The sequence below is a fragment of the Pannonibacter carbonis genome (assembly GCF_003012935.1).
Taxonomy (GTDB): Bacteria; Pseudomonadota; Alphaproteobacteria; order Rhizobiales; family Stappiaceae; genus Pannonibacter; species Pannonibacter carbonis.
This window is the reverse complement of the sequence record NZ_PUDR01000006.1, coordinates 171,498-192,856: the sequence shown is the minus strand read 5'-3', so window position 1 is coordinate 192,856 and position 21,359 is coordinate 171,498. Positions and strand designations below refer to the sequence as shown.

Below are 21,359 nucleotides of genomic sequence, written 5' to 3'. Positions count from 1 at the left end.
TTGCCCCCCGGTGTCCACCTAATAGACAGAACGATGGTTCGGCGGTTCAGCGTCGTTGCCCAGTGGGGACGTCCGGAGCCGGCCAGGATCCGCACCACTTCCGGGGCGGAAGACCATCCAAGGAGAGCCGCAGGCACCCCCTTCCTCCCCGGGGTGCCATGGGCCCGCAGAAAGGAATGGACATGAGCGAAATCGAAACGCGCTCCCTCGACGAGGCCGGAAAGAGCGTCTATCCGGTGCTCCCGCTGCGCGACATCGTTGTGTTCCCGCACATGATTGTCCCGCTGTTCGTCGGGCGTGAGAAATCCATCCGCGCCCTCGAAGAGGTCATGACTTCCGACAAGCACATCCTGCTTGCTACCCAGAAGAATGCTGCGGATGATGATCCGGCCTCGGATGACATCTACGAGATCGGCACGCTGGCGACCGTTCTCCAGCTTTTGAAACTGCCGGACAACACCGTCAAGGTGCTGGTCGAGGGCGGTGCCCGTGCTCGGATCACCCAGTACACCGACCTCACTGACTTCTATGAAGCCGAAGCGGAAGTGCTGCCGGAGAAGGATGGCGAGAACATCGAGGTCGAGGCGCTGGCCCGCTCGGTGGTCGCCGAGTTCGAGAATTACGTCAAGCTGAACAAGAAGGTCTCGCCCGAGGTTCTGGGGGCGGTCAACCAGATCGAGGATCACTCGAAGCTGGCCGACACCATTGCCTCGCATCTGGCGATCAAGATCCCGGAAAAGCAGGACATCCTTGCCATCGACTCCGTCGCCGAACGCCTTGAGCGCGTGCTGGGTCTGATGGAAAGCGAGATCTCGGTCTTGCAGGTGGAAAAGCGCATCCGCTCGCGCGTCAAGCGCCAGATGGAGAAGACCCAGCGCGAGTACTATCTCAACGAGCAGATGAAGGCGATCCAGAAGGAACTCGGCGACGGTGAGGACGGCCGCGACGAACTGGCTGAACTGGAAGAGCGCATCAAGAAGACCAAGCTCAGCAAGGAAGCGCGCGAACGCGCTCATGCCGAGGTCAAGAAGCTCAAGCAGATGAGCCCCATGTCGGCGGAAGCCACCGTGGTGCGCAACTATCTGGACTGGATCCTCGGGATTCCGTGGGGCAAGAAGAGCAAGGTCAAGAATGACCTGGCGCTTGCCGAGCAGGTGCTGGACACTGATCACTACGGCCTCGACAAGGTCAAGGAACGCATCGTCGAGTATCTCGCGGTGCTGGCCCGTGCCAACAAGCTGAAGGGGCCGATCCTCTGCCTCGTCGGCCCTCCGGGCGTCGGCAAGACCTCGCTTGGCAAGTCGATTGCCAAGGCGACAGGCCGTGAGTTCGTGCGCATGTCGCTCGGCGGTGTGCGCGACGAGGCCGAGATTCGTGGCCATCGCCGGACCTACATTGGCTCGATGCCCGGCAAGGTCATCCAGTCGATGAAGAAGGCGAAGAAGTCGAACCCGTTGTTCCTTCTCGACGAGATCGACAAGATGGGCATGGACTTCCGCGGCGATCCGTCGGCTGCCCTGCTCGAGGTGCTCGATCCGGAACAGAACAACGCCTTCATGGATCACTATCTGGAGGTCGAATATGACCTGTCGGACGTGATGTTCGTGACGACGGCCAACACGCTGAACATCCCGGCGCCTCTGATGGACCGCATGGAGATCATTCGCATCGCCGGTTATACCGAGGATGAAAAGGTCGAGATCTCCCGCCGTCACCTGTTGCCGAAGGCGGAGAAGGACCATGGCCTGCGCGATGGTGAGTTCTCCGTCGATCAGGAAGCCCTGCGCAAGGTCATCCGCCGCTACACCCGCGAAGCGGGCGTGCGTAACCTTGAGCGCGAGATGGCGACACTGGCCCGCAAGGCCGTGAAGGACATCCTGATGACCGGCGTCAAGACGGTGCATGTGGACAGCGACATGGTCGAGAAATATCTCGGCGTGCCGCGCTACCGCTATGGCGAGGCCGAGCTTGAGGATCAGGTCGGTGTGGTCACGGGCCTTGCCTGGACGGAAGTGGGCGGCGAATTGCTGACCATCGAAGGCGTCATGATGCCCGGCAAGGGCAAGATGACGGTCACGGGCAACCTGCGTGATGTGATGAAGGAATCGATTTCGGCGGCGGCATCCTATGTCCGCTCCCGTGCCATCGATTTCGGCATCGAGCCGCCGCTGTTCGACAAGCGCGACATCCACGTGCACGTGCCGGAAGGCGCGACGCCAAAGGATGGACCGTCAGCCGGCATCGCGATGGCCACGGCCGTGATCTCGGTCATGACCGGCATCCCGGTCCGCCGCGATGTTGCCATGACCGGCGAGATCACCCTGCGTGGTCGCATCCTGCCCATCGGCGGCCTCAAGGAGAAGCTTCTTGCAGCCCTGCGTGGTGGCATCAAGACCGTGATGATCCCGGAAGACAACGCCAAGGACCTGGCGGATATCCCGGACAGCGTGAAGAACGCGCTCGACATCATCCCGGTCTCGAGCATGGAGGAAGTGCTGAAAAACGCCCTTCTGCGCATGCCGGAAGCCATCGAATGGGACGAGGCACGCACTGCTGCGGCGGCCGACAAACGCCCCGCTGACGATGATGCATCGGGTGTCGTGGCCCACTGATACGGCAAAATTTGTCTAGACGAGCGAAAGCCCCGGTCTCCACCGGGGCTTTTTGCATCTGAATCGCGTGAAAATGGCGGATTTCTGCGAGAAATGGCTTGATTTGAGGGGCGTTTCCCACGAATTTCCGGCCAGCGGCTTTTGGCGTGAATCGCCTGCTTTTCGCCGTTTTGTAGAAAGGGACTGCTATGAACAAGAACGATCTGATCGCGGCTGTGGCCGAGAAGACCGGCCTGACCAAGGCGCAGGCTGGTGAAGCTGTTGATGCGACCTTTGAAGCCGTGACCCAGGCGCTCAAGGGCGGTGATGAAGTCCGCATCATCGGCTTCGGCAACTTCTCGGTATCCGAGCGCGCCGCCACCGAAGGTCGCAACCCGCGCACCGGCGAGACGATCCAGATCCCGGCCTCCAAGACGCCGAAGTTCAAGGCCGGCAAGGGCCTCAAGGACTCCGTTAACGCTTGATTTGGCGGTCCGTCAGGACAAAAAATTTCCCGCGCATTCGATGGAATGCGCGGGTTTTTTTGTGTCCTTGCTTGGGTGCGACATTAACTGCGGGTGCATGCAGTGACTTGGTGACCGGGAATACGCGACATAAAACGACGCAGGCGCTGTTCGAATGAAGGGGCGACCTGTGGTGAGGGGCGCTCACTTCCTCCAGTCGAAAGCCCTGATCAAGCAGTCAACGACGCCCTGCACCAACAGCGATGCATCACGAGGCGGCGGCCATCAGGTTTTGTGCAAGCATCAGGGCATTGCCGTCGGGATCATAAAAGGTCGCGGTCTTGACCATGCCTTCGACGACGACTGTCGGACCATCAAACTGGACGCCGACCTGTTCCATGCTGGCACGCGCCGCATCGAGATCGGCAATGCCGAAGACCGGAACGCAATTCCCTGGCACCGGCTCTACATGCTCCCCAAGGCCAAGAGTTACATTCTGGGTGTTCGTCTGCAGCTCTGACCAGCCGGCGTCATCGATATGGAAGATCGTCTCGAAGCCCAGCATCTCCTTGTACCAGTCTGCGCTTTTGTGCCGGTCCTTGACGGACATGGCGATGGTGATTGTTTGATCCAATGTGATGAGTGCCACGGGCTGTCCTTCCATACCAAAATATAGTAACTATACTTTATGGACATAAATCTCATTGTCAAGATCACCTCGCGAGCCTGGGCGCTGCCTATTCTCGACAAGCTCCATCTCGGTATTCCGGGGCGGCAGGCTACGCTGCTGGCAGCCACGGGGGCCGGCAGGACGGCTTTTCTGCAAAGCCTTGATCACCTCCTGATGATTGGGCTGCTAGAGCGAAATCCCGGCCACGGCCACCCACTGCGCCCGGAATTCCGGCTGACGCCGGCGGGGGAGGTGGCTGCCAGAATGGCCAATGAGGTTCTGAATATCGTCAAGGCAGACGAGCAGGACCTCCTGCGTCTCTCCTGGACCTTACCGGTGTTGACGACGTTGCAGACGCCACAACAGTTTGGTGAAATAAGGCGGAGCTTGTCGTCCATCTCGGACCGGGCCTTGTCTCAGTCGTTGCGGTGTATGGAGCAAAGAACCTGGATCCACAGGCGCGTTGACGAAGCGACGCGGCCGCCAAGGCCGTTCTACTCTGCCATAAACAACGGGGCGATGATCAGCAGTGTTACAAACACAATGCTTGTGCGCTGAAGGTGCTGAAGCCGCTCCATAGATCACTTGAGACAGCGTCGACGTTTAAAAAGCGGCTTAAACGCAGCCTGTCTCCGGTTTCAGCTTGCTGCTCTCTTTCAAACGCTGTTCGCGAGGAAGCGTGTTATCCCCATCTAGTAGCAAGCAGCAATCGAAGGAAGTCCGTAGCCGAGCGGGCAGGGCACTGAAAATTGCCCACAGGCCACAGCTGAAAAACAAGCGCTTCTTTAATTGCCTCTTGCCAAGCTGGAGCGAAGCCCCTATGAGCCACATTCATCGGCGGGCGGTTAGCTCAGTTGGTAGAGCGCCTCGTTTACACCGAGGATGTCGGGAGTTCGAGTCTCTCACCGCCCACCATCCCGCACGATGATCGCGGACAAACGGATGAGACGAACCTGGCACGAAAGTCGCCGGGTTTTTTTGTGTCTTGCGATGCCTGAAGCTTTGCCGGCGGTCTTCCGCAAGGCACAAGACAGGTTGCTGGTGAGGGACGCGCGCGCCGATCCGCCGGGTCTGACGCACTTCACGTCATCTGACCCCTAGGCACCCAATATCGCATTCGCTGTGGATAACCTTTTGCCGGAGAAGAGATTTTCGCCGGTCGAAGTTTTTAGTTGGCTGCGGAAACGACGGTTATTCACAAGGGAAAACGAGGGGTTCCGCAGGGGATCGGCGCATGTTTTTGCCCTCGCCGAAAAACCGCACGGAAGGCTGTTTCAGGTGCTTGACTTCCCGCTCTCAGCGCCGTACACCACGCCCACTTCTTGCGGGCCACATGGCTTGCGGGAACGAAGCGGGTGTAGCTCAGTTGGTTAGAGTGCCGGCCTGTCACGCCGGAGGTCGCGGGTTCGAGCCCCGTCACTCGCGCCATTTTCTCAAGTCTCTTGGGGATATGGCGACCGCTTCGTGAGATGTGCGGGTGTAGCTCAGTTGGTTAGAGTGCCGGCCTGTCACGCCGGAGGTCGCGGGTTCGAGCCCCGTCACTCGCGCCACTCACGAAAAGAACAGGCCCCCTCGTGGGGCCTTTTTCTTTATCGCCGGCGGTTTGCGCTGCGCCGGATCGTTTGCTTCCTCTCTCCCTCTCGTTTGCCAGCCAATAACCATCGCCGCAAGCTGTCCTGCGTCGAGGTGCCGCCGCGCCCGGGCAGGGCAGGGCTTGAATTGCGGCGGCTTGTGGGCGGATTTCAGCCGCTTGCAAGGCGTCAGAGCCGTAAAATGCCGTCCCCAGGCAGCAGGCGGAACGAATTGTGCTTGTGTTTGACCGGTCTGGGCTCTTGCGTTGCCCATGTACGTGGGCTAAGCGTGCGCTCGCATATTGGTTAAACCGGGGCCGCTGCGGGCATGAGTCGCGTCATCGCGCCTGTCCGTTGCGACTGGATCTCCTCCCGATCCGGCCCGCCAGATGCAAGGACGCGAAAGACATGGAAGATCTGTTGCGGGATTACATCCCGATTGCCGTCTTCATCGGCATCTCGCTGGTCATCGGCCTGGCGTTGCTGGTGTCGCCGTTTTTGCTGGCCTATTCGAAGCCGGATCCTGAAAAGCTGTCCGCCTATGAGTGCGGATTCAATGCTTTTGACGACGCGCGCATGAAGTTCGATGTGCGCTTCTACCTCGTCTCGATCCTCTTCATCATCTTCGATCTGGAAGTTGCCTTCCTGTTCCCCTGGGCCGTCGTGTTCGGTGATCTGGGCTGGTACGGCTTCTGGTCGATGATGGTCTTCCTCGGCGTGCTGACGATCGGCTTCATCTACGAATGGAAGAAGGGGGCTCTGGAATGGGACTGACCACATCTTCCGGCCCGCTTGTGGCACCGCAGCCCAAGGGCCTGATCGATCCTGCCACCGGCAAGCCGATTGGCTCGAACGATGCATTCTTCTCGCAGGTGAATGACGAACTGGCCGACAAGGGCTTTCTCGTAACCTCGACCGACAGCCTGATCCAGTGGGCCCGCACCGGCTCGCTGATGTGGATGACCTTTGGTCTGGCCTGCTGCGCAGTCGAAATGATGCAGATGTCGATGCCGCGGTATGACGCCGAGCGGTTCGGCTTTGCTCCGCGCGCCAGCCCACGCCAGTCCGACGTGATGATCGTCGCCGGCACGCTGACCAACAAGATGGCCCCGGCCCTGCGCAAGGTCTATGACCAGATGCCGGAGCCGCGCTATGTCATCTCCATGGGCTCCTGCGCCAACGGCGGCGGCTATTATCACTATTCCTACTCGGTGGTGCGCGGCTGTGACCGCATCGTTCCGGTCGACATCTATGTCCCGGGCTGCCCGCCGACGGCTGAAGCGCTGCTCTATGGCGTGCTGATGCTGCAGAAGAAGATCCGCCGCACCGGCACGATCGAACGCTAAGGCTCGGGCCAGGCGCAAGTCTGGCCGGGCAGGACGGGCGGGGGCAACCTGCCAGCGGCACCGGCGACGGTGCCTTGAGGGAGAGCCCCGCGTGACGCACACGGGGACATTGTCGAGGTCGATACGATGGACGAGACGCTCAAGGAACTCGGCGAGCACATCCAGCAAGGGCTCCAGGACAAGCTTCTGTCCTGGTCCGTTGCCTATGGCGAACTAACCCTTGTGGTCGCGGCGCCGGCAATCGTGGATGCGATCCGCTATCTGCGGGACGACGCAAGTTGCAAGTTCCTCAACCTGACGGACATCTGCGGTGTGGACTATCCGGCCCGCGAAAAGCGGTTCGACGTGGTCTACCATCTGATGTCCCCGGTCCAGAACCAGCGCATCCGTGTGAAGGTCGCGACCGATGAGGACACGCCGGTGCCCTCGCTGATCGCCGTGTTCCCGTCGGCCGAGTGGTTCGAGCGCGAAGCCTACGACATGTACGGCATCCTGTTCTCCGGGCACCCGGATCTGCGCCGCATCCTGACTGACTACGGCTTCGACGGTCACCCGCTGCGCAAGGACTTTCCCGTCACCGGTTACGTCGAAGTGCGTTACGACGACGAGAAGAAGCGCGTGGTTTACGAGCCCGTGCGTCTGAACCAGGAATTCCGCAACTTCGACTTCCTCTCGCCCTGGGAAGGCACGGACTACGTGCTGCCGGGCGATGAGAAGGCAACGACGAATTAAGGCGGGCGAGATGGCTGAGGCTCAGGTTCGCAATTTCAACATCAACTTCGGTCCGCAGCATCCGGCGGCGCACGGCGTGTTGCGCCTCGTGCTGGAACTGGACGGCGAAGTTGTCACGCGCGTCGATCCGCATATCGGCCTGCTGCATCGCGGCACCGAGAAGCTGATCGAGCAGAAGACCTATCTGCAGGCCGTTCCGTATTTCGACCGCCTCGATTACGTGGCGCCGATGAACCAGGAACATGCCTTCGCGCTGGCCGTGGAAAAGATGCTCGGCATCACCGTGCCGATACGTGGCCAACTGATCCGCGTTCTCTTCTCGGAAATCGGCCGCATCCTGTCGCATCTCCTGAACGTGACCACGCAGGCCATGGACGTTGGTGCGCTGACCCCGCCACTGTGGGGCTTCGAGCCGCGTGAAGAGCTGATGGTGTTCTATGAGCGCGCCTGCGGCGCCCGCATGCACGCAGCCTATGTTCGTCCGGGTGGCGTGCACCAGGACCTGCCGCGTGCGCTGCTGGACGACATCTGGGACTTCTGTGACCCGTTCCTGAAGACACTGGACGACATCGAAGGCCTGCTGACCGAAAACCGCATCTTCAAGCAGCGCAACGTCGACATCGGCGTCGTGACGCTTGAGGAGGCCTGGGCCTGGGGCTTCTCCGGCGTCATGGTGCGCGGTTCTGGGGCGGCGTGGGACCTGCGCAAGTCGCAGCCCTATGAGGTTTATGGCGATCTCGATTTCGACATTCCGATCGGCAAGAACGGCGACTGCTACGACCGCTATCTCATCCGCATGGAAGAGATGCGCCAGTCGATCCGCATCATGAAGCAGTGCCTGGAGCGCCTGACCAAGGAGACGGGTCCGATCTCGTCGACCGACGGCAAAATCGTTCCGCCGAAGCGCGGCGAGATGAAGCGGTCGATGGAAGCCTTGATCCATCACTTCAAGCTCTACACCGAGGGCTACCATGTCCCGGCCGGCGAAGTGTATGCCGCTGTCGAGGCGCCGAAGGGCGAATTCGGCGTCTATCTTGTGGCTGACGGCACCAACAAGCCGTACCGCTGCAAGATCAAGGCTCCGGGCTACGCTCACCTGCAGGCGATGGATTACCTGTGCCGTGGCCATCAGCTGGCCGACGTCTCGGCGATCCTTGGATCGCTCGACATCGTGTTCGGCGAGGTCGACCGTTAGGCCGGGCTTTGTGCTGATATCAGCGCCCTGACGCGCTGCTGTCGCGAGACTGTGATCTGGAGCCGGGCAGGGCCGTGTGCCCTGTCGGCAGAATTTCAATCGGCACAGGGACTTGTCCCGGTGCAACCCGCAACCGCTGCGGAGCGGATCATCTGGATCGGCCTGATTGCAGGCTTCAGAGGGATCGTCCGGACGGCTGAGACATACGGAACGGGGATTAGACCATGGCGGTTCGCAGACTTGCCGCGGAACAACCGGAGAGCTTCGCCTTCACGGCGGAGAATCTCGCCTGGGCACAGAAGGTGATCGATCGCTATCCGGCGGGTCGCCAGGCCTCGGCGGTGATCCCGTTGTTGTGGCGTGCACAGGAGCAGAACGAGGGCTGGGTGAGCGAGCCGGCAATCCGCTGTGTGGCGGACATGCTTGGCATGCCCCACATCCGCGTGCTGGAAGTGGCAACGTTCTACACGATGTTCCAGCTCCAGCCGGTCGGCAAGAAGGCGCATATCCAGGTCTGCGGCACCACGCCGTGCCAGCTGCGGGGCGCTGAGGACCTGATCCGCGTCTGCAAGTCGAAGATCGCGGCGCATTCGCACGAACTGTCGGCTGACGGCAACTTCTCATGGGAAGAGGTCGAGTGCCTTGGTGCCTGCGTCAACGCGCCAATGGTCCAGATCTTCAAGGACACCTACGAAGACCTGACACCTGAGAGCCTCGAGAAGCTGATCGAGGACATCGCCGCAGGCCGCGAAATCACCCCGGGTCCGCAGATTGACCGCCGCTTTGGCGCTCCTGAGGGCGGGGCAACGACCCTGACCTCGCTGAGCGACGATACGGTCGGCGCGCTGCCCTTCGCTCATGTTGTCGACGGCAACGCCAAGGCATCGCATGCCTTCGCCGGCGCGTCGATCAACGGCGGCGGACATGACTACAACGGCGTTCCGACGCCGGCTGAGGATGCGGTCGCCCGCGTCAAGGCCGAAGTTGCAGCCCGCAAGGCGGCAGCTGCTGCAGCGCCTGCGCCGGCTGCTGCGCCGGCTCCCGCTGCTGCTGCCGCACCCGCCAAGCAGGAGGCTGCAAGCCCGGTTGTCGAGGGCGAGAAGCCTGGCCTGCTGACGGCGGCCCGTGAAGGCAAGGCGGATGATCTCAAGCGGATCAAGGGGATTGGTCCGAAGATTGAAGCGACGCTTCATGAACTCGGTGTCTATCATTTTGACCAGATCGCCGGCTGGAGCGAAGCCAACAAGGCCTGGGTCGAGAGCATTCTGAACTTCAAGGGTCGGATTGACCGTGAAGAGTGGATCGTTCAGGCCAAGACGCTGGCAAGCGGCGGTGAAACGGAATTCTCCAAGCGCGTGGACAGTGGCGATGTGCCGTCCAGCAAGAGTGAGGGGTGAGTTGGCGAGATGCTGAAGGATCAGGATCGGATCTTCACCAATATTTACGGCCTGCACGACTGGGGTCTTGAGGGTGCGCGCAAGCGTGGCCATTGGGATAACACCAAGGCGTTGATTGAAAAGGGCCGTGACTGGATCATCGACGAGATGAAGGGGTCGGGGCTGCGCGGCCGTGGCGGTGCAGGCTTCCCGACCGGTCTCAAGTGGTCCTTCATGCCGAAGGCCAGCGATGGCCGTCCGTCCTACCTCGTCGTCAACGCCGACGAGTCCGAGCCGGGCACCTGCAAGGACCGCGAGATCCTGCGCCACGACCCGCATACGCTGGTCGAAGGCTGCCTCGTTGCCGGCTTCGCCATGGGCGCCATTGCGGCTTACATCTATGTCCGCGGCGAGTTCATCCGCGAGCGTGAGCGCCTTCAGGGTGCCATCGATCAGGCCTACGAGGCTGGCCTGATCGGCAAGAACAACAAGAACGGCTACGATTTCGACATCTACGTCCATCACGGCGCAGGGGCCTACATCTGCGGTGAGGAAACCGCGCTGCTCGAAAGCCTGGAAGGCAAGAAGGGCCAGCCGCGCCTGAAGCCGCCGTTCCCGGCCAACGTCGGCCTCTACGGCTGCCCGACGACTGTGAACAACGTCGAATCCATCGCTGTCGCTCCGACCATCCTGCGTCGTGGCGGTGCCTGGTTCGCCAGTCTCGGCAAGCCGAACAACACCGGCACCAAGCTGTTCTGCATCTCCGGTCACGTCAACAAGCCGTGCACCGTGGAAGAAGAGCTGGGCATTCCGTTCCGCGAACTGATCGAACGCCACTGCGGTGGCATCCGTGGCGGCTGGGACAATCTCCTGGCGGTGATCCCGGGCGGTTCGTCCGTCCCCTGCATTACCGGCGAGCAGATGAAGGACGTCGCCATGGACTTCGACACCCTGCGCGGCCTTGGCTCCGGCCTTGGCACGGCGGCGGTGATCGTGATGGACAAGTCGACCGACATCATCAAGGCGATTGCCCGTCTCAGCTACTTCTACAAGCATGAGAGCTGCGGCCAGTGCACGCCGTGCCGTGAAGGCACGGGCTGGATGTGGCGCGTCATGGAACGCATGGTCAAGGGTCAGTCCTCGCGCGAGGAGATCGACATGCTGTTCAACGTGACCAAGCAGGTCGAAGGCCACACGATCTGTGCCCTTGGCGATGCGGCTGCCTGGCCGATCCAGGGCCTGATCAAGAACTTCCGTCCGGTGATCGAGGCGCGGATTGACGACTATGTCGCCAAGACCCGTGCGCCCAAGACGCTGGTTGCGGCCGAGTGAACCGGGAACGAGGATTCGGAGACACGCGATGACAAAACTGATCATCGACGGCAATGAAGTAGACGTTCCGGCGGACTACACCCTGCTGCAGGCCTGCGAAGAGGCCGGCGCTGAAGTGCCGCGCTTCTGCTACCATGACCGTCTGTCCATTGCCGGCAACTGCCGCATGTGCCTCGTCGAAGTGAAGGGCGGCCCCCCGAAGCCGACCGCCTCCTGCGCCATGGGCGTCAAGGATCTGCGTCCGGGCCCGAATGGCGAGCCCCCCGTCGTCCTGACCAAAAGCCCGATGGTCAAGAAGGCACGCGAAGGCGTGATGGAGTTCCTGCTGATCAACCACCCGCTGGATTGCCCGATCTGCGATCAGGGCGGCGAGTGTGACCTGCAGGACCAGGCGATGGCCTATGGCGTCGACGGCTCGCGGTTCCAGGAGAACAAGCGCGCGGTCGAGAACAAGAACATCGGTCCGCTGATCAAGACGATCATGACCCGTTGCATCCACTGCACGCGCTGCGTCCGTTTCACGACGGAAGTGTGCGGCGTCGCCGACATGGGCCTGATCGGCCGCGGCGAGGATGCCGAGATCACCACCTACCTGGAAGCCGCGCTGTCGTCCGAAATGCAGGGCAACGCCGCTGACCTGTGCCCGGTGGGCGCGCTCACGCACAAGCCTTACGAGTTCAAGGCCCGTCCCTGGGAACTGGTGAAGACCGAAAGCATCGACGTGATGGATGCGCTCGGCTCGGCCATTCGCGTCGACACCCGTGGCCGCGAAGTCATGCGCGTCATGCCGCGCCTCAATGAAGAGGTTAACGAGGAGTGGATCTCGGACAAGTCCCGCTACATCTGGGATGGTCTGAAGACCCAGCGCCTTGATCGCCCCTATGCCCGCAAGGACGGCAAGATCGTCCCGGTCTCTTGGGCCGAGGCGTTCCAGATCATCGCCGACAAGGTGAAGGCAACGAGCGCCGACAAGATCGGCGCGCTCGTCGGTCAGTTGTCGGGCGTTGAAGAAATGTTTGCGCTGAAGCTGCTCATGGACAGCCTCGGCGTGAAGAACCTCGACAGCCGCTTCCCCGGCTCGCCGCTGCATCCGAAGAACGGTCGCGCCAGCTACCTGTTCAACGCAACGGTTGCCGGCATCGACGAGGCAGATGCCATCGTCCTGATCGGCACCAACCCGCGCGTCGAAGCCCCGGTGCTGAACGCCCGTCTGCGCAAGCGTTGGGTCAAGGGTCCGGTCGAGGTCAACATCATCGGCCAGAACGCGGATTTGACCTACCCGGCGACCTATCGCGGTGCTGGCCCGGACACGCTGGCAGCCCTGATTGATGACGCGTCGTTCCTCGCAGGCGCCAAGAAGCCGCTGATCATCGTTGGTCAGGGCGCGATCAACCGTCCGGATGGCGCGGCTGTCCTGGCGCTGGCCGCCAAGCTTGCCGAGAGCCGCGGTGCGGTCCGTGCCGACTGGAACGGGTTCAGTGTCCTGCACACGGAAGCTGCCCAGGTTGGTGCACTCGACATCGGTTTCGTGCCGGGCGAGGGCGGTCTGACCACCGGTCAGATCCTCGCCGAGAACAGCCTCGATGTTCTGTTCCTGCTCGGCGTGGATGAGATCCAGATCCCGGCAGGCGCTTTTGTCGTCTACCAGGGCACCCACGGCGACAAGGGCGCACACCGCGCCGACGTCATCCTGCCGGGTGCGGCCTACACGGAAAAGTCGGCGCTCTACGTCAACACGGAAGGCCGTGTGCAGCTCGGCGAGCGCGCCGGCTTCCCGCTTGGCGAAGCCCGTGAAGACTGGGCCATCCTGCGTGCGCTCTCGGCGGTTCTGGGCAAGGCGCTGCCGTTCGACACGCTGGCGCAGCTGCGCGCCAAGCTGTTCGAGGCCCATCCGCATCTGGCCGCGATCGACAGCATTGCCGCCGGTGATCCGGCGGACGTGGCGAAGCTGGCTGCTGCCGGTGGCAAGGCCAACTCGGCGGCGTTCCACAACGTCATCAGCGATTTCTATCTGACCAACCCGATTGCCCGTGCGTCGAAGGTCATGGCGGAATGCTCCGCCCTGGCCAAGGCGCGCATGGCAGCGGCAGCGGAATAAGGGGCAGGGGACAGACATGTCGGAGTTTATGACGACCTACGGCTGGCCTTTCCTCTGGATGGCGCTGCAGAGCGTGGTGATGCTCGTGGTGCTCCTGGTGGTCATCGCCTACATCCTCTACGCCGACCGCAAGATCTGGGCGGCCGTGCAGATCCGCCGTGGCCCTAACGTGGTTGGCCCCTGGGGGCTTTTCCAGTCCTTCGCCGATCTTCTGAAGTTCGTGCTAAAGGAGCCGGTGATCCCGGCAGGCTCGAACAAGGGCCTGTTCCTGCTGGCCCCGCTGCTCAGCGTGCTCCTCGCATTGAGCGCCTGGGCAGTCATGCCGGTGGCTGAAGGTTGGGTCATTGCCGACATCAATGTCGGCATTCTCTACATCTTCGCGATCTCGTCACTCGGCGTCTATGGCATCATCATGGGTGGCTGGGCGTCGAACTCTAAATACCCGTTCCTGTCGGCCCTGCGCTCAGCCGCTCAGATGGTGTCCTACGAAGTCTCCATCGGCTTCGTCATCGTCACGGTCCTGCTCTGCGCCGGTTCGCTGAACCTGACCGAGATCGTCCATGCCCAGAAGACGGGTCTGGCGAGCTATGTCGGTCTGCCGTGGCTGTCGATCCTGAACTGGTACTGGCTGCCGCTGTTCCCGATGTTCGTCGTGTTCTTCATCTCGGCGCTCGCCGAGACGAACCGTCCGCCGTTCGACCTTGCCGAGGCAGAGTCCGAGCTGGTCGCCGGCTTCATGGTGGAATACGGCTCGACCCCGTACATGATGTTCATGCTCGGTGAGTATGTCGCCATCGCCCTGATGTGCGCGATGATGACCATCCTGTTCATGGGCGGCTGGCTGCCGCCGCTCGACATCGCGCCCTTCACCTGGGTGCCGGGGATTGTCTGGTTCTCGCTCAAGGCACTGCTGGTCTTCTTCATGTTCGCCATGGTGAAGGCAATGGTCCCGCGCTATCGCTACGACCAGCTGATGCGTCTTGGCTGGAAGGTGTTCCTGCCGCTGTCGCTGTTCATGGTGGTCCTGGTGGCCGGCGTGCTGCAGCTGATGGGCTGGGCTCCGTAAGGCGATGGAGTTTTCCATCGCCGGGCTGATCGGGGCTGGTATCGGTCTCTACATCGGCTGGATCGACTACGGCATCCTCAACGGGTTGCTGTCGGCGATGGTGGAAAAGCAAAAGCGCAAGGGCGGCGGTTTCGCCGTCCGGTTCGAACCCGCCCTGCGCAAACTGGTGTTCATTCTCCCGGTCTTCGGTTTTCCGGTGATCGGGTATCTGGCCGCGTGGCAGCTGGTTGGCTGAACGCGAGAGGAAGGCAACGGCGATGGGACTTGATCAGGCCGCTAAATCGCTCTTCTTGAAGGAATTCGTGTCGGCGTTCTTTCTCGCCATGCGGTACTTCTTCAAGCCGAAACCGACGGTGAACTATCCCTTCGAAAAGGGACCGGTGAGCCCGCGCTTCCGCGGCGAGCATGCCCTGCGGCGCTACCCCAACGGGGAAGAGCGCTGCATCGCCTGCAAGCTGTGCGAAGCGATCTGCCCGGCACAGGCGATCACTATCGAGGCCGGTCCGCGCCGCAACGATGGCACCCGCCGCACGACCCGTTATGACATTGACATGGTCAAGTGCATTTACTGCGGCTTCTGCCAGGAAGCCTGCCCGGTGGATGCCATTGTCGAGGGACCGAACTTCGAGTTCGCCACTGAGACGCGCGAAGAGCTCTACTACTCCAAGGAAAAGCTCCTGGCCAACGGCGACCGCTGGGAACGCGAGATCGCACGCAACATCGCAATGGACGCGCCTTACCGCTGAGGCGCGCCCAGATCCAGGGTCCTTGGCCGGCTGATCCGAGCCGGGCAGGGGCCGCACCCAGATGCCAGCTACCGACAGGGGCAGTTGCCCCGAGGCATGAGACCGAGACAGGCAGGTCCTGACATGATCCTGAAAGCCCTCTTCTTCTATCTGTTTGCCGGCGTGACGGTGGCATCGGCCTTGATGGTCATTGCCTCGCGCAATCCGGTTCACTCGGTGCTGTTCCTCATTCTCGCCTTCGTCAATGCGTCCGGCCTGTTCATCCTGCTCGGTGCCGAATATCTGGCGATGCTGCTGATTGTGGTCTATGTCGGCGCGGTGGCGGTGCTGTTCCTGTTCGTCGTCATGATGCTCGACGTGGATTTCGTCGAACTGCGCCAGGGCTTCCTGCAGTACATGCCGATCGGCGGCCTTGTCGGGCTCATCATGCTTGTGGAACTGCTGATGGGCATCGGCGCCTGGGTGATCGCACCCGAGATGCTGGGTCACGGGTCTGAGCCGACACCGCCGATCGATCAGGTGAGCAACATCGAGGCCATCGGCCAGGTGCTCTACACCAAGTACATCTTCTTCTTCCAGGCGGCTGGCCTTGTCCTGCTGGTCGCCATGATCGGAGCGATCGTTCTGACCCTGCGCCACAAGGAAGGCGTCAAGCGTCAGGACATTGCTACTCAGGTTGCCCGCAACAAGGCGAGCGCGATCGAGATCCGCAAGGTGGAGCCGGGCAAAGGCATCTAAGCGCGGCAACGCGCACGAAACCCGGCCCGGCGGCCCTTTAAGCCGCCATCGGCCGGATCAGGTTAAACGAGGGAGCACGGAGCGGCGCCCATGGAAATCGGTCTGTCGCACTACCTGTCGGTCGCGGCCATCCTGTTCACGATCGGGATCTTCGGGATCTTCCTGAACAGGAAGAACGTCATTGTCATCCTGATGTCGATCGAGCTGATCCTGCTCGCAGTCAACATCAACTTCGTCGCCTTCTCGTCGTTCCTCGGCGACCTGATGGGCCAGATCTTCACGATGCTCGTCCTGACCGTTGCCGCCGCCGAGGCGGCCATCGGTCTGGCCATCCTCGTCGTGTTCCATCGTAACCGCGGCTCCATTGCCGTGGAAGACGTCAACATGATGAAGGGGTGAGGAGAGATGTTGTTTCAGGCTATTGTCTTCCTGCCCCTGATCGGCTTCCTGATTGCGGGCCTCTTCGGCCGGGCCATCGGCCACAAGGCGAGCGAACTGGTCACCTCCACCCTGGTGGTGATTGCAGCGCTCCTGTCCTGGGTCGCGTTCTTCCAGATCGGCTACGGTGAGACGGCGCTGGTCCAGATCGAGATCCTGCGCTGGATCACCTCCGGCACGCTGGATGTGTCCTGGTCCCTGCGCATCGACACGCTGACCGTGGTAATGCTGGTGGTGGTGAACAGCGTCTCGGCGCTCGTGCACATCTATTCCATTGGCTACATGCATCACGACCCGCACCGGTCGCGCTTCTTTGCCTACCTGTCCTTCTTCACCTTCGCCATGCTGTCGCTGGTGACTGCCGACAACCTGCTGCAGATGTTCTTCGGCTGGGAAGGCGTGGGCGTTGCCTCCTATCTGCTGATCGGTTTCTGGTATCAGAAGCCCTCGGCGAATGCCGCAGCGATGAAGGCCTTCGTCGTCAACCGCGTCGGTGACTTCGGCTTCATCCTTGGCATCTTTGGCGTCTTCGTGATGTTCGACACGATCAACCTGTCGACCATTTTCGCCAATGCTCCTGCAGTGGTCGGTGTCCTCGCCCATGGCGCGGAAGCGGCTGCCACGGCGCATGGGCCGGAAGTTCTGAACTTCCTCGGCTATCACCTGGACGCCCAGTCGGCGATCACCGTGGTCTGCCTGCTGCTGTTCGTCGGCGCGATGGGCAAGTCGGCCCAGTTCCTGCTGCACACCTGGTTGCCGGACGCGATGGAAGGCCCGACCCCAGTGTCGGCTCTCATCCATGCCGCAACCATGGTGACCGCAGGCGTCTTCATGGTCGCCCGCATGTCGCCGCTGTTCGAACTGTCGACGACGGCGCTGACGGTGGTGACCATCTTCGGTGCGACCACGGCCTTCTTCGCCGCAACCGTCGGTCTGGTCCAGAACGACATCAAGCGGGTCATCGCCTACTCGACCTGTTCGCAGCTCGGCTACATGTTCGTGGCTCTTGGCGTCGGCGCCTACTCGGTCGGCATCTTCCACCTGTTCACGCACGCCTTCTTCAAGGCGCTGCTGTTCCTGTGCGCCGGTTCGGTCATTCACGCCGTCTCGGACGAGCAGGACATGCGCCGCATGGGTGGCCTGCGCAAGCACATCCCCTATACCTACTGGACGATGATGATTGGCACGCTGGCGCTCACCGGCGTCGGCATTCCGCTCACCTATATTGGTTTTGCGGGCTTCATCTCGAAGGACGCGGTGATCGAGGCGGCCTTTGCCGGCCATAATCCGGCGGCTCAGTATGCCTTCTGGATGACCGTTGTGGCCGCTGGCCTGACGTCGTTCTACTCCTGGCGGCTGACTTTCATGACCTTCCACGGCAAGCCGCGTGCACCGGTCGATGTCATGAAGCACGTGCATGAATCGCCGATGGTGATGCTGGTTCCGCTGTTCCTCCTGTCGGTTGGCGCGATTGCGTCGGGCATGGTATTCAAGCCGCAGTTCATCGGCGATGCCTATGACGCCTTCTGGAAGGGTGCCCTGTTCACCGGTCCGGACAACCACATCCTGCATGCGATCCACGACGTCCCGAAATGGGTGAAGGTTTCGCCTTTCGTGATGATGGCCGGTGGCTTCATCGTTGCCTGGTACTTCTACATCCGCTCGCCGGAGACGCCGAAGCGCCTCGCCGCCGAGCAGGAGGGGCTGTACAAGTTCCTCCTCAACAAGTGGTACATCGACGAACTCTATGACTGGATCTTCGTCCGCCCGGCAATGTGGATTGGCCGCATGCTGTGGAAGAAGGGCGATGGCGTGGTCATCGATGGCTGCGGTCCCGATGGCGTTGCTGCCCGGGTCCAGAACGTCACCACCTGGGTCGTGCGTCTGCAGACCGGGTATCTCTACCACTATGCCTTTGCGATGCTGATCGGTGTGGCGGCGCTCGTCACCTGGTCGATGTTCACCGGTGTTTCGACCGGCGGGGGAGCGCACTGATGATCGACTGGCCGATCCTGACGACCACCACCTTCCTGCCGCTGGCAGGTGTGCTGGCCATTCTCCTGGTGCCGGGGGAAGACGAGGGCGCCAAGCGCAACATCCGCATGGTTGCGCTGGTGACGACCCTCTTCACCTTTGTGCTGTCCCTGTTCATCTGGGGCGCGTTCGACTACGCCAACCCGGGCCTGCAGCTCGTCGAGACCCAGGAATGGCTCGGCGGCAACATCGGCTACAAGATGGGCATCGACGGCATCTCGATGCTGTTCGTGATCCTGACCACGTTCCTGATGCCTTTCTGCATTCTCGCCTCCTGGGAGAGCGTCCAGAAGCGCGTCAAGGAATACATGATCGCCTTCCTGGTGCTCGAGACGCTGATGATCGGCGTGTTCTGTGCCCAGGATCTGGTGCTGTTCTACGTGTTCTTCGAGGCCAGCCTGCTGCCGATGTTCCTGATCATCGGCGTGTGGGGTGGCAAGCGCCGCGTCTACGCCAGCTACAAGTTCTTCCTCTACACGCTGCTTGGCTCGGTCCTGATGCTCATTGCCATCATGACCATGTACTGGAGCGCCGGCACCACTGACATCACGGCACTGGCCAAGTATCCCTTTGCCTCCGATGTGCAGACGTGGCTGTGGCTTGCCTTCTTCGCCAGCTTTGCGGTGAAGATGCCGATGTGGCCGGTGCACACCTGGCTGCCAGATGCACACGTGGAAGCCCCGACAGCCGGTTCGGTCCTGCTCGCTGCGATCCTCCTGAAAATGGGTGGCTACGGCTTCCTGCGCTTCTCGGTGCCGATGTTCCCGGAAGCGAGCGAGATGTTCGCACCGATGGTCTTCACCCTGTCGATCATCGCCATCATCTACACCTCGCTGGTGGCACTGGTTCAGGAAGACATCAAGAAGCTCATCGCCTACTCGTCCGTCGCTCACATGGGCTACGTGACCATGGGCATCTTCACGATGACGGAGCAAGGCATCCAGGGCGCCCTGTTCCAGATGCTGTCGCATGGCATCGTCTCCGGCGCGCTGTTCCTCTGCGTCGGCGTGATCTACGACCGCATGCACACGCGTGACATCGCGGCCTACGGCGGCCTCGTGAACCGGATGCCGTTCTACGCAGTGGCCTTCCTCATCTTCACGATGGCGAATGTCGGTCTTCCGGGCACCAGCGGCTTTGTCGGCGAGTTCCTGACGCTGATGGGGGCGTTCGAGGTCAACACCTGGGTTGCGCTCTTTGCCGCAACGGGGGTCATTCTCTCGGCTGCCTATGCCCTCTTCCTCTACCGCCGCGTTGTCTTCGGCGCGCTGGACAAGGAAAGCCTCAAGTCGATCACCGACCTGTCGCTCCGCGAGCAGGTGATCCTGGTTCCGCTGATCATCCTGACGATCCTGTTCGGCTTCTATCCGGCACCGATCCTGGATGTGACGCAGGGCTCCGTGGATGCGCTCATCACCAACTATCAGGCAGCCATCGAGGCGGCAGGACATACGGTCCAGGCCGGCGCCCCGGCGGTTGCCCACTGATCCCCGACAGGACGAAAGACGCGTGCAATGACTGAACTCACCCAGTTGCCCGACCTTCTGCCCGTGCTGCCGGAGATCTTTCTGGCCGTGGGGGCGCTCGCCCTGCTGATGATCGGCGTCTTCGGCGGTCAGCGCATCAGCTTCCTGGTCAATGGCATGGCGATGGGCCTCATCGCCGCCACGGCCCTGTTCGTGATGCCCTATGGTGCGCAGCTTGGAACCACGTTCCAGGGCGCCTTCGTGCTCGACAGCTTCGCCTACTACCTGAAGCAGCTCGTGCTGATCGGCTCGTTCTTCGCCATTGCCATGTCCTGGGCCTATGCGCGCAGCCAGAACTTCGACAAGTTCGAGTATCCGGTGCTGATCCTGCTGGCGACCGTCGGCATGATGCTCATGCTGTCGGCCAATGACATGATCGCGCTGTATCTTGGCCTCGAGCTGCAGAGCCTGTCGCTTTACGTCATTGCCGCGATCAACCGTGACAGTGTCCGCTCGACGGAAGCCGGCCTGAAGTATTTCGTGCTCGGCGCGCTGTCCTCCGGCATGCTGCTCTATGGCATGTCGCTGGTCTATGGTTTCACCGGCAACGTCGGCTTTCCGCAGATCGCCGAAGTCCTGACCCGGGATGGTGCCTCGCTCGGGCTGATCTTCGGCCTGGTGTTCATGCTGGCAGGCCTCGCCTTCAAGATCTCGGCCGTACCGTTCCACATGTGGACACCGGACGTCTATGAAGGCGCTCCGACGCCGGTCACCGCCTTCTTCGCCGCCGCGCCGAAGGTTGCCGCCATGGGTCTTCTGGTTCGCGTCGTCATCGACGTGTTCCAGCCGGTGACGCATGAATGGCAGCAGATTATCGTCTTTGTCTCCATCGCCTCGATGGTTCTGGGTGCCTTTGCGGCGATCGGCCAGAGCAACATCAAGCGTCTGATGGCCTATTCCTCAATCGGCCATATGGGCTATGCCCTTGTCGGTCTTGCGGCTGGCACGCAGACCGGTGTCGAAGGTGTGCTGTTCTACATGACCGCCTATCTCGGCATGACGCTCGGCGCCTTCGCCTGTATCCTCTCCATGCGCCGCAAGGACGGCATGGTCGAAGAGATCGCGGACCTGTCCGGACTGTGGCGCACCAACCTGCCGATGGCCATGCTGCTGTCGGTGATCCTGGTGTCGCTGGCCGGTATCCCGCCCTTCGTCGGGTTCTGGGGCAAGTGGTATGTGTTCTCGGCCGCTGTCCAGGCCGGGCTCTATCCGCTGGCGATCATCGGTGTGGTCGCCTCGGTCGTTGGTGCCTATTACTACCTTCGCATCATCAAGGTGATGCTGTTCGACGAGCCGGCCGAGAAGTTCGAGGCCATGCCCGTTGAACTGAAGGTGGTCCTCGGTCTGTCGAGCATCTTCGTGATCTTCTACATCGTGCTGCCGCAGCCGATCACGACGGCAACGGCGCTCGCGGCCAAGAGCCTGTTCTGAGACGC

The 21,359-nt window shown here is 61.7% G+C and carries 19 protein-coding genes and 3 tRNA genes; 21 read left to right on the top strand and 1 reads right to left on the bottom strand.

Translation table 11 applies throughout. The features are described 5' to 3' along the window. The first annotated feature begins 182 nt into the window (after window positions 1-182). Together lon and C8348_RS10590 are read left to right on the top strand one after the other, a co-directional pair. Window positions 183-2,612, top strand: coding sequence for an endopeptidase La (gene lon, locus C8348_RS10595; RefSeq protein WP_198647004.1), 2,430 nt, complete (start codon window positions 183-185; stop codon window positions 2,610-2,612). A gap of 188 nt (window positions 2,613-2,800) precedes the next feature. Next, on the top strand, window positions 2,801-3,076 hold the full coding sequence (locus C8348_RS10590; protein WP_106753294.1) for an HU family DNA-binding protein: 276 nt from the start codon (window positions 2,801-2,803) through the stop codon (window positions 3,074-3,076). A gap of 247 nt (window positions 3,077-3,323) precedes the next feature. Here the strand turns inward: C8348_RS10590 and C8348_RS10585 are convergent, their stop codons facing one another. Continuing rightward, window positions 3,324-3,704 carry a VOC family protein gene (locus C8348_RS10585; protein WP_106753293.1) on the bottom strand — a complete coding sequence of 127 codons (381 nt, stop codon included), beginning with the start codon at window positions 3,702-3,704 and terminating at the stop codon, window positions 3,324-3,326. Between the two features lie 39 nt (window positions 3,705-3,743). Here C8348_RS10585 and C8348_RS10580 point away from each other — a divergent pair, with 39 nt between their 5' ends. The 19 genes from C8348_RS10580 to nuoN all read left to right on the top strand — a co-directional run bounded on the left by C8348_RS10580 (window position 3,744) and on the right by nuoN (window position 21,354). Continuing rightward, the gene (locus tag C8348_RS10580; RefSeq protein WP_106753292.1) at window positions 3,744-4,283 is read left to right on the top strand and encodes a winged helix-turn-helix transcriptional regulator; all 540 of its coding nucleotides are present in this window, start codon (window positions 3,744-3,746) and stop codon (window positions 4,281-4,283) included. A 281-nt stretch (window positions 4,284-4,564) separates the two neighbouring features. Further along, window positions 4,565-4,640 (top strand) — tRNA-Val (locus C8348_RS10575). A gap of 436 nt (window positions 4,641-5,076) precedes the next feature. Next, window positions 5,077-5,153, top strand: a tRNA-Asp gene (locus tag C8348_RS10570). A 45-nt stretch (window positions 5,154-5,198) separates the two neighbouring features. Continuing rightward, window positions 5,199-5,275: transfer RNA gene (locus C8348_RS10565), tRNA-Asp, on the top strand. A gap of 429 nt (window positions 5,276-5,704) precedes the next feature. After that, window positions 5,705-6,070 (top strand): NADH-quinone oxidoreductase subunit A, encoded by a 366-nt coding sequence (locus C8348_RS10560; protein ID WP_106753291.1) that lies wholly within the window; start codon window positions 5,705-5,707, stop codon window positions 6,068-6,070. Then, window positions 6,061-6,642: a NuoB/complex I 20 kDa subunit family protein gene (locus C8348_RS10555; RefSeq protein ID WP_198647003.1), complete on the top strand. Its 582-nt coding sequence runs from the start codon at window positions 6,061-6,063 to the stop codon at window positions 6,640-6,642. The genes C8348_RS10560 and C8348_RS10555 overlap by 10 nt, the downstream gene beginning before the upstream one ends. Window positions 6,643-6,768: 126 nt before the next feature. After that, complete coding sequence (locus C8348_RS10550; protein ID WP_106753289.1) at window positions 6,769-7,374, top strand: NADH-quinone oxidoreductase subunit C; 606 nt, start codon at window positions 6,769-6,771, stop codon at window positions 7,372-7,374. A gap of 10 nt (window positions 7,375-7,384) precedes the next feature. Continuing rightward, window positions 7,385-8,569: an NADH-quinone oxidoreductase subunit D gene (locus C8348_RS10545; RefSeq protein WP_106753288.1), complete on the top strand. Its 1,185-nt coding sequence runs from the start codon at window positions 7,385-7,387 to the stop codon at window positions 8,567-8,569. Between the two features lie 224 nt (window positions 8,570-8,793). Then, entirely contained in the window at window positions 8,794-9,966 is a 1,173-nt protein-coding gene (locus C8348_RS10540; protein ID WP_106753287.1) for an NADH-quinone oxidoreductase subunit E, read from the top strand. A 9-nt stretch (window positions 9,967-9,975) separates the two neighbouring features. After that, the gene (nuoF, locus tag C8348_RS10535; RefSeq protein ID WP_106753286.1) at window positions 9,976-11,277 is read left to right on the top strand and encodes an NADH-quinone oxidoreductase subunit NuoF; all 1,302 of its coding nucleotides are present in this window, start codon (window positions 9,976-9,978) and stop codon (window positions 11,275-11,277) included. 28 nt (window positions 11,278-11,305) lie between these two features. Then, window positions 11,306-13,375, top strand: coding sequence for an NADH-quinone oxidoreductase subunit NuoG (gene nuoG, locus C8348_RS10530; protein WP_106753285.1), 2,070 nt, complete (start codon window positions 11,306-11,308; stop codon window positions 13,373-13,375). Between the two features lie 16 nt (window positions 13,376-13,391). Further along, entirely contained in the window at window positions 13,392-14,441 is a 1,050-nt protein-coding gene (gene nuoH, locus C8348_RS10525) for an NADH-quinone oxidoreductase subunit NuoH (RefSeq protein ID WP_106753284.1), read from the top strand. Between the two features lie 4 nt (window positions 14,442-14,445). Beyond that, window positions 14,446-14,676 (top strand): hypothetical protein, encoded by a 231-nt coding sequence (locus C8348_RS10520; protein WP_106753283.1) that lies wholly within the window; start codon window positions 14,446-14,448, stop codon window positions 14,674-14,676. Between the two features lie 22 nt (window positions 14,677-14,698). Continuing rightward, on the top strand, window positions 14,699-15,187 hold the full coding sequence (gene nuoI / locus C8348_RS10515) for an NADH-quinone oxidoreductase subunit NuoI (RefSeq protein ID WP_106753282.1): 489 nt from the start codon (window positions 14,699-14,701) through the stop codon (window positions 15,185-15,187). A 123-nt stretch (window positions 15,188-15,310) separates the two neighbouring features. Further along, complete coding sequence (locus C8348_RS10510; protein WP_106753281.1) at window positions 15,311-15,925, top strand: NADH-quinone oxidoreductase subunit J; 615 nt, start codon at window positions 15,311-15,313, stop codon at window positions 15,923-15,925. 90 nt (window positions 15,926-16,015) lie between these two features. Next, window positions 16,016-16,324 (top strand): NADH-quinone oxidoreductase subunit NuoK, encoded by a 309-nt coding sequence (nuoK, locus tag C8348_RS10505; RefSeq protein WP_106753280.1) that lies wholly within the window; start codon window positions 16,016-16,018, stop codon window positions 16,322-16,324. 6 nt (window positions 16,325-16,330) lie between these two features. Next, the gene (nuoL, locus tag C8348_RS10500; RefSeq protein ID WP_244293976.1) at window positions 16,331-18,358 is read left to right on the top strand and encodes an NADH-quinone oxidoreductase subunit L; all 2,028 of its coding nucleotides are present in this window, start codon (window positions 16,331-16,333) and stop codon (window positions 18,356-18,358) included. Further along, complete coding sequence (locus C8348_RS10495; RefSeq protein WP_106753279.1) at window positions 18,358-19,884, top strand: NADH-quinone oxidoreductase subunit M; 1,527 nt, start codon at window positions 18,358-18,360, stop codon at window positions 19,882-19,884. Before nuoL ends, C8348_RS10495 begins: the two co-directional genes overlap by 1 nt. 27 nt (window positions 19,885-19,911) lie before the next feature. Then, on the top strand, window positions 19,912-21,354 hold the full coding sequence (gene nuoN / locus C8348_RS10490) for an NADH-quinone oxidoreductase subunit NuoN (protein WP_106753278.1): 1,443 nt from the start codon (window positions 19,912-19,914) through the stop codon (window positions 21,352-21,354). Window positions 21,355-21,359 lie beyond the last annotated feature (5 nt).

Bases quoted from the DNA above. Each gene is read 5' to 3' on its own strand.
- C8348_RS10550 (WP_106753289.1), top strand. From the start codon at position 6,769: ATGGACGAGACGCTCAAGGAACTCGGCGAGCACATCCAGCAAGGGCTC.
- C8348_RS10560 (WP_106753291.1), top strand. From the start codon at position 5,705: ATGGAAGATCTGTTGCGGGATTACATCCCGATTGCCGTCTTCATCGGC.
- C8348_RS10540 (WP_106753287.1), top strand. From the start codon at position 8,794: ATGGCGGTTCGCAGACTTGCCGCGGAACAACCGGAGAGCTTCGCCTTC.
- nuoL (WP_244293976.1), top strand. From the start codon at position 16,331: ATGTTGTTTCAGGCTATTGTCTTCCTGCCCCTGATCGGCTTCCTGATT.
- nuoG (WP_106753285.1), top strand. From the start codon at position 11,306: ATGACAAAACTGATCATCGACGGCAATGAAGTAGACGTTCCGGCGGAC.
- C8348_RS10555 (WP_198647003.1), top strand. From the start codon at position 6,061: ATGGGACTGACCACATCTTCCGGCCCGCTTGTGGCACCGCAGCCCAAG.
- C8348_RS10520 (WP_106753283.1), top strand. From the start codon at position 14,446: ATGGAGTTTTCCATCGCCGGGCTGATCGGGGCTGGTATCGGTCTCTAC.
- lon (WP_198647004.1), top strand. From the start codon at position 183: ATGAGCGAAATCGAAACGCGCTCCCTCGACGAGGCCGGAAAGAGCGTC.
- nuoK (WP_106753280.1), top strand. From the start codon at position 16,016: ATGGAAATCGGTCTGTCGCACTACCTGTCGGTCGCGGCCATCCTGTTC.
- nuoN (WP_106753278.1), top strand. From the start codon at position 19,912: ATGACTGAACTCACCCAGTTGCCCGACCTTCTGCCCGTGCTGCCGGAG.
- C8348_RS10580 (WP_106753292.1), top strand. From the start codon at position 3,744: ATGGACATAAATCTCATTGTCAAGATCACCTCGCGAGCCTGGGCGCTG.
- C8348_RS10590 (WP_106753294.1), top strand. From the start codon at position 2,801: ATGAACAAGAACGATCTGATCGCGGCTGTGGCCGAGAAGACCGGCCTG.
- nuoH (WP_106753284.1), top strand. From the start codon at position 13,392: ATGTCGGAGTTTATGACGACCTACGGCTGGCCTTTCCTCTGGATGGCG.
- C8348_RS10495 (WP_106753279.1), top strand. From the start codon at position 18,358: ATGATCGACTGGCCGATCCTGACGACCACCACCTTCCTGCCGCTGGCA.
- nuoF (WP_106753286.1), top strand. From the start codon at position 9,976: ATGCTGAAGGATCAGGATCGGATCTTCACCAATATTTACGGCCTGCAC.
- C8348_RS10545 (WP_106753288.1), top strand. From the start codon at position 7,385: ATGGCTGAGGCTCAGGTTCGCAATTTCAACATCAACTTCGGTCCGCAG.
- nuoI (WP_106753282.1), top strand. From the start codon at position 14,699: ATGGGACTTGATCAGGCCGCTAAATCGCTCTTCTTGAAGGAATTCGTG.
- C8348_RS10510 (WP_106753281.1), top strand. From the start codon at position 15,311: ATGATCCTGAAAGCCCTCTTCTTCTATCTGTTTGCCGGCGTGACGGTG.